8 protein-coding genes and 1 pseudogene are annotated in these 12171 nt (G+C 60.5%); 5 read left to right on the top strand and 4 right to left on the bottom strand.

All coding sequences use genetic code 11. The features are described from left to right. Window positions 1-312: 312 nt before the first annotated feature. The gene (locus tag ACVWY3_RS04765) at window positions 313-1191 is read right to left on the bottom strand and encodes an MBL fold metallo-hydrolase (RefSeq protein ID WP_456837421.1); all 879 of its coding nucleotides are present in this window, start codon (window positions 1189-1191) and stop codon (window positions 313-315) included. A 20-nt stretch (window positions 1192-1211) separates the two neighbouring features. Next, window positions 1212-2201, bottom strand: coding sequence for a Bug family tripartite tricarboxylate transporter substrate binding protein (locus tag ACVWY3_RS04770; RefSeq protein WP_456837422.1), 990 nt, complete (start codon window positions 2199-2201; stop codon window positions 1212-1214). Between the two features lie 152 nt (window positions 2202-2353). Here ACVWY3_RS04770 and ACVWY3_RS04775 point away from each other — a divergent pair, with 152 nt between their 5' ends. Next, a complete protein-coding gene (locus tag ACVWY3_RS04775) occupies window positions 2354-3166 on the top strand; it encodes an IclR family transcriptional regulator domain-containing protein (protein WP_456837423.1) in 813 nt (270 codons plus the stop codon). A 153-nt stretch (window positions 3167-3319) separates the two neighbouring features. Here ACVWY3_RS04775 and ACVWY3_RS04780 read toward each other — a convergent pair whose 3' ends face one another. Further along, complete coding sequence (locus tag ACVWY3_RS04780; protein WP_456837424.1) at window positions 3320-3463, bottom strand: hypothetical protein; 144 nt, start codon at window positions 3461-3463, stop codon at window positions 3320-3322. Between the two features lie 399 nt (window positions 3464-3862). On the opposite strand from ACVWY3_RS04780, the pseudogene ACVWY3_RS04785 reads away from it, so the two are divergent. Beyond that, a pseudogene (locus ACVWY3_RS04785) lies at window positions 3863-5283 on the top strand (PAS domain S-box protein); the annotation flags it as partial. Between the two features lie 885 nt (window positions 5284-6168). On the opposite strand, the gene ACVWY3_RS04790 reads toward ACVWY3_RS04785, so the two are convergent. After that, window positions 6169-8376 carry an ATP-binding protein gene (locus ACVWY3_RS04790; protein WP_456837425.1) on the bottom strand — a complete coding sequence of 736 codons (2208 nt, stop codon included), beginning with the start codon at window positions 8374-8376 and terminating at the stop codon, window positions 6169-6171. Between the two features lie 276 nt (window positions 8377-8652). On the opposite strand from ACVWY3_RS04790, the gene ACVWY3_RS04795 reads away from it, so the two are divergent. From ACVWY3_RS04795 to ACVWY3_RS04805, 3 genes are all read left to right on the top strand, one after another. Beyond that, the gene (locus ACVWY3_RS04795) at window positions 8653-8889 is read left to right on the top strand and encodes a hypothetical protein (protein WP_456837426.1); all 237 of its coding nucleotides are present in this window, start codon (window positions 8653-8655) and stop codon (window positions 8887-8889) included. Continuing rightward, window positions 8886-9095, top strand: coding sequence for a hypothetical protein (locus tag ACVWY3_RS04800; RefSeq protein ID WP_456837427.1), 210 nt, complete (start codon window positions 8886-8888; stop codon window positions 9093-9095). The genes ACVWY3_RS04795 and ACVWY3_RS04800 overlap by 4 nt, the downstream gene beginning before the upstream one ends. A 552-nt stretch (window positions 9096-9647) precedes the next feature. Beyond that, entirely contained in the window at window positions 9648-11738 is a 2091-nt protein-coding gene (locus ACVWY3_RS04805; protein ID WP_456837428.1) for a response regulator, read from the top strand. Window positions 11739-12171 lie beyond the last annotated feature (433 nt).

Raw genomic sequence — 12171 nt, forward strand, 5'->3', positions numbered from 1 at the left:
TGTTTCGTTGTAACCCATTGATCTCAAATAGTCGGATCTTGGCTCAGTTCGAGAAAATCGGTTGAGAAATCAATAGTCGCAGCGTGTCTCTTTATTAGCGCTCGGTCGATTTCAGGGGCTTGCTTCAAGCTGCCCCAGATCTCGAGCAGTTCTCGTTCACGTCCAGGACGCCGCAACGAAGCGGGATGAAACGACCGTGAACAGAACGCGGTCGATGCGTCAATTACCTAAAGAGACGGCCGCTTCCGGCAGGTGAGCTGACCAAATACATGCAAGCTGCCGAGGGCAGCCTTTGAAGTCAAACCCGACGTCTCAGGGGCCAGAATTTAGATTTCTGACCATAACCGTCTCGCCAATGTCGAAGCTCATCAGGTCTTCGCCGACAACAAGCGGTCCGGCATAAGTCTCGCGGGTCGCCGCGATCAGATCGCCAGCGCTTGGTGCCGTCACGGAGTCACTGGCGAGCATGACCAGATGCGTGAATACGGCGAGCTTCGGCCGTGTCTGCGCAAACACGCATCCGGCTTCCTGGGGCGAGGTGTGATGATTGATGATGCGCTGAATGTCGGCTTGGCCCAGCAGTTCCGGCGGAGCCATCGCAACCTCGTGCACCAGCAGATCGGCGCCCTCGCCGTACCGCAGCAAGTTCATGTTGTAGCGAGTGTCGCCGGAGATCACCGCGACCCGGCCCTGATACTCAATGCGATAGCCATATGCCGGCTTAATGGCGTCGCCATGATCGACCGCGAAGGCGATGACGCGCAGATCGCCGGTCTGATAGACGACGCCATCCTCCGCAAACTCGCTCACCGTGATCGCGACATGCTCGCGTGCCAGCTTCTCATCCTCGACGCGGATCTCGATGTCGTGGGCGTAGGCCGCTTCGAGGTGGTGCATCAGTTTGGCTGTGCCAACCGGGCCGATCACGTTGAATGCACGCTGGCGGTTGCCGAAATATGAGCTCAGCCAGCCCGTCAGCCAGAGGTCAGGAATGCCGACCGTGTGATCGGAATGAAAATGCGTGAGCAACAGCGCATCGATCCGGCCGATCGGAACGCCGAGCTGAAACAATCGCATTGCGGCGCCACGGCCGGCATCGATCAGCACAGTGTGACTGCCCGCTTCGATCAGCGTGCTCGGGCCAAAGCGATCGGGACGGGGGATTGGTGTCCCCGTCCCGAGGAACGTCACTCGAAAATCTGATGTCACTGTTACTGGACCTTAATGCCGGCGTCGGCGACGACCTTGTGCCAGTGCGAAACCTGATCGCCGACCAGCCGGCCGAATTGCTCGGGCGTGCCGCCCGCCGGTTCGGCGCCGATCTTTGCCAGCGCCTCGCGCACTGACGGCTTCTCCAGTACCTTGTTGATGGCGGCGTTGAGCCGTGCGACCGTTTCCTTCCGCGTGCCATGCTTGACTGCGAAGCCGGTCCAGTCCTCGACCACCAGTGAAGGATAGCCGGCTTCGACGATAGTCGGCACATCAGGAAGAAGCGGCACACGCTTCGGTCCGGTCACCGCAAGCGCCCGCAGCTTACCGGTCTTGATCAGGTCGACGACCGGCAACATGGTGATAAACATGAAGGCGTTGGTGCCGTTGAGCAGGTCGCCGATCGCCTGCGGGAATTGCGCATAGGGAACGTGCTGGGCCCGCGTGCCGGTCCGCTGCTTGAATTGCTCGCCGATCAGGTGGGCGGGCGTGCCGAAGCCGCCGGACGAGAATGTCAGCTTGTCGGGCTGGCTCTTCAGCAATGCCACCAGGTCCGCGACCGTCTTGGCCGGCACCGAGGGGTTCACCACCAGCACGTTGTAGGAGACTGTCGCCTTGATGACCGGGTCGAAATCCTTGTCCAGATTAAACGAGATGTTCGGCACCAACGACGGAGCTGCAACCGACGGCACCGACATCGCATAGAGGCTGTTACCGTCCGCCGGCTGGGTCAGCACATCCGTCGCTGCGATGGTGGTCACGCCGCCAGGCCGGTTCTCGACGATGACGCGCCAGCCTTCGGCTTCGGTCAGCTCCTTGGAGACGATGCGGCTGATGATGTCGGGCGGCGTACTGGCCGAGAACGGCGCCACGAAGCGGACCGTCCCCGTTGGGAACGAGGTCTGCGCCGATACTTGTGGTGCCGAGGCTGCGAGCAGGGCCACTGTCGCAACGGAGAATGAGGCGCTGCGGAAGAAAAGGTGGGGTCTCATGGAAAGCTCCATCCAACGCTGGGTTTTCAATGCCACTTCCAAAGTTGCAACCTGCAGGCACGCCAGCTTCGGACGCTCTGGCTGGATTTGCCAGAAAAATCGACGTACGTTCCACGTTGTGGAATGTTGCGTTCCACAATGTGGAATGGAGAATGGTGGTGGTGGGTCCGAAAATCATCAAGAGCCTGGAGCGGGGCCTTCGTGTCCTGCAGGCTCTGCAGATGCAGCCCGATTCCTCGCTGCAGCAGCTTTACGTCTTCACCGGTATCTCCAAGCCAAGCCTGCTCCGCATCCTTCACACGCTGGCACGGTCCGGCGTGGTCACCCGGCGGCTTGCGGATGGGAGTTACCGCATCGGCGCCACGCTTTCGCGCGCGCCGTCTCGCCGGCAGCGTCGCGATCGGATCGCGGAAGCCGCTGCTCCGGTGCTCGAGCGGCTGTGTCGGCGCGTTTCGTGGCCTTCGGATCTCATGGTGCCGGCAGGAGACCACATGGAAATCCGTGAGACCACCCGTGCGCGCAGCCCGATCCTGTTGCAAGAGGAGAGGGTCGGTCTACAGGTGAACTGGTTGCTGACCGGTGTTGGACGAGCCTATTTGGCCTATTGTCCGGCCAAGGAGCGGCAGGAGATCATCGAAATGCTGCGGACTTCGAACAAGGCCGAAGATCGTTTGGCGCGAGAGCCCGCGCGTCTGAATACGATTCTCGCGGAAGTGCGAGCACGCGGCTACGCGACGCGCGACCCCACCCACGTCGGCGGCTGGTATGGCAAGCCGCCGCATGCGGACGGCTTGATCTCAATTGCTGTTCCCCTGCGCGATGGCGCGCGCGTTCTGGGCTCGATCAACATTGTCTGGCTCAGGACCGCCTTTTCGGTGGAGGTCTTCGCCGCCCGGCATCTCGAAGAACTTCAGGACGCTGCAGCGGAAATTGTCAGTTCGGTGCGAGGTCGCAGAGCGCGCTGAGGGCGGCTTTTGGTTCAGAACGATCTTTAAGGCGTTGAGCACTGAGGACGGTGTCAGCCAGAACTGGCGCCCGGGAACTTTGCTCGTAAGTCAAGCGGTCGCATCGTCCGGGCCGTCTGAAAAACTTCACGAAGTTTGTTGGTTCGCTGAAGCCTAGCTCTGCGGCAATTGCTTCAACCGTGCGGCCGGTGTGTGCCAGCAAGCGTTCGCTTCCAAGATCAGGCCTTGCTCTATCAGAGCTTTGGTGAGGAATCGCTCGCCATCATGCAAACCCGGCGGAGTGACTTCGCCGAGCATCCAATAGCATCCCCGTAGTATTCAACGGCCCGCGTCTTTGCGAACTTCGCGTCGCCTCGTCATCATTAGCCCAATCCAGCTCATGCACGCCGGTGATGCGCCCCTCATCATCAAGGATGTAAGCGCGGTAATCCACGTCCGCCGTTCCCCAGGCGGAACGAATATACGGCCAGAATCACCGAGAAGGGGAGACACTCCCTCGGACAGCACCACGCAGGGTTGAACATTACGTGAACATCGTGACCGTTCATGCTATTCGCGAACTAATTGACGACTACTCAGGAACCCGCGGACTCTCCGGACGTTAAGCAGGGTTCGGCGGGCCAACGGGGGTGTCTGCCTATATCCTTTTTCGAACAGGGGTTCCGACCTCCGCCTCTCGCCCCGAGAGCAGCTTTCATGTCGAATGTCGAAGAATTTCCGCTCTCTGCTCGCCGGCAGCCGACCGAGTTCGAGGCGCTGGTTGCTGCCGGTGGTGCGGCTCTCGATGCCATCCCGGGTGCGGTGTACCTCTGTGACGCCAACGGGGTTCTCGTCGGCTACAACACCGAGGCCGTTCAATTGTGGGACGAACACCGGATATCTCCAAGAAGGAGCGCTTCTGCGGGTCGCATCAACTTTATCTGCTCGATGGAACGCCGCTAGCACACAACGACTGTCCCATGGCCACGGCGGTTCGTCTAGGTACGCCCACGCGCAATGCCGAAGTTATCATGGCGCGGCCGGACGGCTCTCGGTTTACGGCCTTGGTCAATATCCGCGCGTTGCGCGACCACTCTGGCGGAATCCAAGGCGCCATCAATTGCTTCCAAGACATCACGGGCCGCAAGCAGGTCGAGGACGAAGTACGCCGGCAGACGCTGGATCTGGAGGACTTTTTCGAGAACGGTGCCGTGGGCCTGCATATCGTCAGCAGCGAAGGGATTATCCTTCGCGCCAACAAAGCCGAACTGGACATGCTGGGGTACAGACCCGAGGAGTACATCGGCCGCCATGTGGCGGAGTTTCATGCCGATGCTCCGATTATCGGCGATATCCTTCAGCGCCTCTCATGCGGCGAGCGGCTCGACCGCTATCCTGCCCGGCTTCGCGCGCGTGACGGCTCCGTCAAACATGTGCTGATTACGTCCAACAGCCGCTTTGTGGAGGGCAAGTTCGCCAACACGCGTTGCTTCACCATTGACGTGAGCAAATTGCATGCTGCTGAGGAAGCGCGACAAGCGAGTGAAGTCCGGCTTGCTGCAACTTATGAGGCGGCCAGCGTCGGAATCTCCGAGACCGACGAGAACGGCCGCTTCTTGCGGGTGAATGACTTTCTCTGCCGTATCGCCGGCCGCTCACGCGACGAGCTGCTCGGAATGACGTTCTTCGATTACACCGATCCCGATGACCAGGCTGAGGATGCTGAGCTTTACGCGCGGCAGGTGCGCGGCGACATCGCGAACTACACCATTCGCAAGCGCGCACTCCGGCCTGATGGGTCAGTGCGGCATCTCGATATTTTCAGTTCGTCGGTGCGCGATACACAAGGTCGCTTTCTGTACGGTGTACGGGTTGCCCAGGATGTCACCGCCACCAAGCAACTGGAAGACCGTCTGCGCGAAGGCGAGCAGCGCATGCGCGATCTTCTCGAGGCGTTGCCGGCTGCGATCTACACGACCGATGCAAAGGGCCGGATCAATTTCTACAATCGCGCCGCGGTGGAGATGGCTGGGAGAACGCCACAGCCGGGCGACGAGTGGTGCGTGACCTGGAAACTCTATTGGCCTGATGGCTCGCCGCTGCCGCACAACGAATGCCCGATGGCCGTAGCGCTCCGTTGCGGACACTTCTGCTCCACCCCAAGCTCTGAATACGTGGGCAGCGACAAGTGCGTCTATGACAAATTGGGAGGCCAGCCCGGCGCCAGCCAACGAAATCGGCCAACGTCGACGATAGTTTCGACAAGGGGCCCACCGTCAAGCTGCGAATGCACCTGAGGTCTCTGGTTCGAAAAGGCGCGGCGGTAGAGCCAAAGGTTGCCCACCGAGGTCGATATCGAAGCGAAATCAGCGGGCGAGAAGGGCCGCCACCAAACTTCAAGGGTCTGCGGGAGGAGCTTTGATTGCCACAGGCGGCCGATAGTCCGCAGCGTGTTGTAAGTGTTTCGCTGCGAGCCGCATGAATAATCGTGCGGACGCAGCCTCCAGCATAAGCGCCTGCTGAGCCAAGCGGAGCTTCTCAATGCCGTCGCGGAGAGCTTTCCTCCGCCCGCGCAGCTTTGCCATAGCTGTTCGGCTTTCGTGTCGCCGCTGCCGGGCCTCTGACATAGTCATTTCGGCGCGAGCCAGGAGCTCAGATCCTTCAGCCGGTGCTTTGGAGTGACGGGTTGCGCTAGAGCAAAGAAGCAGGAACAGCGCGCGATCGGCCTTGTATCGCGCTTCCGCGCGCGTACGCTCTGAGCCGCACATAAGGACTTGTCCCGTCGCTGCGTTAACGGCCCATGTCCAACGGCGTCGTCCGCGCTTTTTCAGCACAACCGCGAAATAGGCGAACCCGTCGCAACGCTGGCCACTCTGCGGAGGATCCTCCCGCATGCCACGCCCCCAGGACTTGCTTCAGCAACAGAATTTACAAGACTGGTTCAGTGGGGCAAGCGACTTTGTCGCAAAGATTTTCGTCCGAACCGCACGCCTCGCCGAGGCTGCATTGCCAAACCGTCTTGATCAGTCCGCCTTTGCGTCAAGGACATCGCGGACCTTTGCCGCTAACTCGGTAAAGCTAAACGGCTTGACTATCAGCTGCACCCCCTTGTCCAGCCGGCCATGATGAATGATGGCATTGCGCGCATATCCGGTCGTGAACAGAACCTTCAAGGTGGGGCGAACCGTTTTCGCTTGAGCTGCGACCTGCGCGCCGGTCAGCCCGCCGGGTAGGACGACGTCGGTGAACAGAAGGTCAACCCGAGGCTCCCGCTCAAGCAGGCGTAAAGCCGCTGGCCCGTCGTGAGCTTCGATGACGCGATAGCCCAATTCACGGAGGGTGTCGACGGAGTATGCCCTCACATCGTCGTCGTCCTCCAACACAAGGATGGTCTCTTCCTGTGCGCCTTCGGGACTAGGGAGCAAACCGGATTCCTCTGCGGTCAATCCCTCGCCTGCAATCCGCGGCAGATAGAGCTTCACCGTCGTCCCCTGTCCGACTTCGGAATAGATCTTCACGTGCCCGCCGGACTGCTTCACGAAACCGTAGACCTGGCTCAAACCAAGTCCCGTGCCTTTTCCGACCGCTTTCGTCGTGAAGAAGGGCTCGAAGGCCTGCGCAACCGTCTTGGCATCCATGCCAACACCGGTATCTGTGACAGCGATGGCGACGTATTGGCCGGGAACGACTTCGCTGTGTGCGGCGACGTATGCTTCGTCGATATGGGCGTTGCTGGTTTCTATGGTGACGCGTCCGCCGTTCGGCATTGCATCACGGGCATTTACCGCGAGGTTGATGATCGCGGCCTCCAACTCGGCCGGATCGACTTCGACGCGCCATACTCCTGCACCGAGCACGGTTTCCACCGAGATCGTCTCGCTCAAGGTGCGATGCACCATCTCGGATAAGCCGTTGACCAGCACGTTCACGTCGAGCGGCTTCGGGTCGAGTGGCTGCCGCCGCGAGAAAGCCAGGAGCCGTTGTGTCAGTGTGGCCGCACGTTGCGCCCCGTTCATGGCGTGCTTGGCGGCGCGCTGCAGTCGGGCGGATTCCTCTGGCAGATTGCGCTTGATCGTGTCGAGATTGCCGATGATGACCTGAAGCAGATTGTTAAAGTCGTGCGCCACCCCGCCTGTCAGTTGGCCGACGGCTTCCATCTTCTGGGATTGGCGAAGAGCCTCCTCGTTCTTTCTAAGTTGTTCGGTGCGCTCCACTACCTGCTTTTCGAGTGTGGCATTCAGTCCGACGAGAGCCTCCTGCGCCCTTTTCCGCTCGCCGATCTCGCGCTGCATCGCCTGCGAGAGGCGGACGTTGTCTATCGCGACGGCAGCCTCCGCCGCGAGGCCTGCAAGGCCCCGCTCGGATCTCTCGGTGAACACGCCAGTCTTCGCGTGTCCAAAGAATAATCCACCCAGAACCTCGCCGGTGCGGGATACGACCGGTACTGCAAGATAGCTCCGGACCGGCAGATGTCCTTCGGGCATGCCTTGTCGTGGAGCATTCTTGCCGTAGCGAGGATCTTTGGTGATGTCGTCCGATCGAACGATCCCCTCGCCGTTGAACGTCGGAGAGAAGACCTCCGTATTCCTGGGCATCGGGAATTTCGAGAACGCCTCTATGGGAGCTCCCGACAGGGTATAGAGCGTGTAGCTCTCTCCAGCATCGTTCAGGAGGTTGTAGAAGAAGGCGCCGAATTCAGCGCGCGAAAGCTCCACTCCCGCGTCCGTGACGATCTGCACAAGCTTGTGGAGGTCAGTCTCAAGAGCCAGCTCCGAACCAGCGCGGTTAAGGACTTCGAGCGCGTGGCGCTCTTCCTTGATGATTTCTTCAGCGTCCCGCTGCGCCGTTCTGTCGCGCAGGATTTTTATGAAACCAACGACGTTCGCTCCATCACGGATGGGGCTCAGTTCGCCTACGGCCCAGAATCGGCTCCCATCTTTCCGGAACCGCCAGCCCTCCTCGCCGCCGCCCTTGCCGACAGACATCGCGTCTTCAATCTCGTGGGCCAGTTGGGCCTGTTGGTCTTCCGCCGCGAAAATGCGGCTGAGCGACTTGCCGAGCATCTCGGCCTCGTCCCAGCCTAGGATGTTCACAGCCCCCGTGTTCCAGCTTGTCACCGCACCGCGGACGTCAGTCGTGATGATGGCTGTATCGGTCGCCCCATTGACGATTTGCCGCCATTGCCAAGCGGCTATTTCGGCGGCTGGATCCGCATGGCTGTCTCGGGTCATATCACCCCCAATTCTCGGCGCAGCCGGGCTGATTGACGACTGGCCGCCGCTCGTCACTGTGTTTTTCGATGAGGAAAAGCCGACTTTGGCCAGCGGGCAAACGCGATCTCGGGGCGCGAGTTCCAGCAGCTCCCTCTAGCTGCATATCGGCTCTTCGAGCCCTTTCCAACTACCTGAATTTTATCGGTTCCGGCTCTGGAACAAAAGTCATGGATCCTTCTTCTGTGGAGTCAAGGGCCCTAATGGCGCTCCGGTCGTGGTGCAAGGAGCAGCGATATGCAGAAGCGGCGGCGTTTCAAGCAGACGGTTTCTCTTGCCGACCGTCTCTCCAGGTTCGCGAAAGAAGCCTGTGATAAGGCGTCCCGTCTTCCCCCGGGGCCGGTTCGGGAGGAGCTGTTGAAGAAGGTTCGCCAAGCCGAGACGGCGCTCCGGTTCGAAGGCTGGACCGCCCCGGAAAAGGCGCCGCCGGGTCGCGCCGCCGACGATGAGCTCCAAACAACGAGGCATCCATGACTCAGCTCGACGACCGCACCTTGGCGAAGCTCGACGTTGTACTCGAGGACGTCTGCAGATCCTTGCCCCACGGTGGCAATCACGAGCTGAGAAAGAAGATCGCTGAAAGATTGCTGGACAGCGCGATCCAAGGCAACAGAACCCTTTCCGGACTGACCGAGGTGGCTAAGGCTGCGCTCACGGAGGCAACGCAGAAGTCGGCCTAACTTGCAAACGTGTTCAGGACTGCTGAGGCAGTTTTCTCTCCTGCCGAAGGATACTCCGGAAGGGGCAAACAGTCCGGCGACCAACTGTGCGACGAAGCACCGGAGGCGAGACTTCAATCACCAATGGAAACCCGGCGCGATCCGTCGTGGGCTTTGCTTTGCAACGCAATTGCGGACGCTTGAGCTGTGCTCCGTCCGCGAGCAAGTCTGTAGCGACCGATGATCTCTCGACGGCGGCTACCTTGGCCGCAGGGGCCGCTCTGGTACGGCTCCTGCGGCCGGTGCCGCGCCTTTCCGCGCGATCAGCGCGGCACGGGACGCTAGCACGAAAGCGCGGCAGCGTGAATCGGCGCCAGCACGCCAGGAAGTCAGCGATGGAACCAACTAAGTTCGCGAGGATTACGTTCCCTGACCGGGGAAGTCCATGGCCAATGAAACTTCGACAATCGGGGAGGCTGAGGGGGCCAGCTCGCCCCGGGCCTGTTGCTGCGGGTGAGCGCGGACCCGAAAAATGAAGCTCCTCGGTCGGCTGCGGCAAGCTTCACTCTGGTCATGGCAGCCACCGTCTTGGGAGCGCTCTTCGTTCTGAGCGTCGCGAGCCTGGAGCACTACAGGTTCGTCTCGACGTCGGCCAACGAGCGGATCAGTCGCTCGCTCGACATCGCCGTGGAGCACACCAACAAGGTGTTTGAAGAGATCGAAATCCTTTTTGCCAGTGTCGAAGGAATAACCCGCAAACACAGCAGCGAAAGTCTGAAGGCGGACCAGGAGCACCTCCACGAAGCACTAGAGGAGATGATCGGGAAAGCGCCGGATCTCCAGGCCATTTGGCTGTTCGACCAGTCGGGCAGACCATTGGTCACATCGTCCGTGTTTCCGGCTCCTGACTTGAACAACTCTGACCGCGACTACTTCATAGCACAACAGGACCCCAAAACCCGAACGTTCATCGGGAAAATTCTGATTCCAAAGATCGGCGGTCCGGCGTTCTTCTCGGTCAGCAAGAAATGGCACGATCAGACGGGAGCCGTCGCTGGAATCAGCGCCGTCGTCGTACCGCCGAGCGCATTCGAGAAGTTTTTTGCCACCCTTAGCGCCGGCGCGTCCGCCAGCCACGCTATTATCCGGGAGGACGGCGTCGTCCTCGCGCGCTACCCAGTGCCGGCCGCTCCCGAGATCGTCTTGTCTGAGAACACCGGCTTCCGCCGAGCCACGGCAGCGCAAGGACGCACGGCGAAATACACCACGGTCTCGGCGGTGGATGGACTGAAGAGGCGCTTCGAGGTCCGGCACCTTGCGAATTTGCCGATATACGTCACTTCCAGTCTCGAAGTGATGTCGATCTGGCGCGAATGGAGCCTATGGCTTCTTATTCAGCTCGCGTTCGGCGCGCCAACGCTCGGCCTGATCCTGTGGCTTGAATACCTCGCGTTGCGGCGGACCAACCAGTTCTATGCCGAAGTTCGCCGGCGCCAAAGTGCGGAGGCCGTCGTCCGCCAGTCGCAGAAGCTGGAGGCGATCGGTCAGCTCACGGGGGGGATCGCCCACGACTTCAACAACCTACTCTCGATTGTCATGGGCAATCTGGAAGCTATCGTACGCCGTACGACGGAGGACGAGAAGACCCAGCGGCAGGCCCGCAACGCATTGAGTGGAGCCGAACGGGCTGCGCAACTCGTTCGCCGCCTGCTCGCCTTCTCGCGGCGGCAGCCACTCGACCCAAAGCCAATTGACGTGAGCCGGGTCTTGACTCAAGTCGCCGGTCTATTGATCAGGTCGTTGGGAGAAAAAATCCATATTGACACGTTTCGAGCTACCGACCTCTGGATAACAGACGTCGATCCGGTCGAGCTGGAGGCGGCCATCATCAATCTCGCCATCAACGCTCGCGATGCGATGCCGAAGGGAGGAAGGCTAACGATCGAGGCAGGCAACATTGCCCTCGACGCCGACTTCTGTGCCAACGTGGAAAGCCTCGCTCCCGGCGAGTACGTTGTCATCTCGGTTGCCGATGAAGGAACGGGCATGAAGCCCGAAGTGCTCGAGCGGGTGTTCGAGCCGTTCTTCACGACAAAAGGTCCCGGAGCTGGAAGCGGTCTTGGTCTCAGCCAAGTGTACGGGTTCATCAGGCAATCCGCGGGGCACGTCGTGATCGACAGCCGGGTCGGCAAGGGTACGACGGTCAAGTTGTATCTGCCCCGCTCCAAAGCGACGAGCCCTGTCCTGCTGGAAGACCCTAGCCGCGAAATCCTGCGGGGACGGGGCGAAACAATCCTTATCGTTGAAGATGATCGCGGTGTCCGCGAGCATCTCTCCGAGCTGTTGGGTGAGATGGGCTATTCGGTCCTAGTGGCGGAGCACGCTGAGAAAGCTCTGGAGTTCATCGACAACCGTGCCTTGGGAATTGATCTGCTTTTGACCGACATCGTGATGCCGGGCATGAACGGCCGGCAGCTCGCTGAGCGCGCGCTCGCCGATCGACCCGGACTGCAGGTCCTCTTCATGACAGGGTATGCGCGAGACGCCATCGTCCATCAGGGTCGCCTCGAACGGGGCGTCATTCTGATTCAGAAGCCCATCTCGCCGCCAGAGCTGTCGTCGCGATTGAGATCGATGCTCGACAGCCAGCGGATACATGCGTGAGCGACGTCAGGATCGCGAGGAGGAGGCTGCGGTAGCTATCGCATGGTCGTGATCTCCGGACCGCACAGAGGGCTTGTGGGTACGAACGGATCACTTGAAGAAGGGGCAACGCCCCGCAGCTGACCCGTGGCGGACCTCTTGGGCATACCGATATGCGGCAGTCCTAACTTGAACTCGGCGGTGCGCTGCTAACTCCCGTTGGAGCTTGTGTGCACTTTCATCGAACAGACGAAGCGGGTCAGCACATGCCCGTCGTCCGGGCCTGCGCGATGTGCGATGAACCCGGCGTTTGCCCTTGCCCTGGGCCACATACCCGGTCAATGGCAGAAACAGAGCGGGCAAGACCGGAAGAGGATCTTCAAAATATCTGAAGCGCGGTTTGCACGGCGTTCCTATCGCCCGGCTGACAGTCGCTCGACATTCGCTGCGACGA

Source organism: Bradyrhizobium sp. USDA 4486 (genome assembly GCF_054057995.1).

Excerpts from the sequence above, each read along its gene's own strand:
- ACVWY3_RS04770 (WP_456837422.1), bottom strand. The coding sequence starts at position 2,201 with ATGAGACCCCACCTTTTCTTCCGCAGCGCCTCATTCTCCGTTGCGACA.
- ACVWY3_RS04775 (WP_456837423.1), top strand. The coding sequence starts at position 2,354 with ATGGTGGTGGTGGGTCCGAAAATCATCAAGAGCCTGGAGCGGGGCCTT.
- ACVWY3_RS04780 (WP_456837424.1), bottom strand. The coding sequence starts at position 3,463 with ATGCTCGGCGAAGTCACTCCGCCGGGTTTGCATGATGGCGAGCGATTC.
- ACVWY3_RS04790 (WP_456837425.1), bottom strand. The coding sequence starts at position 8,376 with ATGACCCGAGACAGCCATGCGGATCCAGCCGCCGAAATAGCCGCTTGG.
- ACVWY3_RS04795 (WP_456837426.1), top strand. The coding sequence starts at position 8,653 with ATGCAGAAGCGGCGGCGTTTCAAGCAGACGGTTTCTCTTGCCGACCGT.
- ACVWY3_RS04800 (WP_456837427.1), top strand. The coding sequence starts at position 8,886 with ATGACTCAGCTCGACGACCGCACCTTGGCGAAGCTCGACGTTGTACTC.
- ACVWY3_RS04805 (WP_456837428.1), top strand. The coding sequence starts at position 9,648 with ATGGCAGCCACCGTCTTGGGAGCGCTCTTCGTTCTGAGCGTCGCGAGC.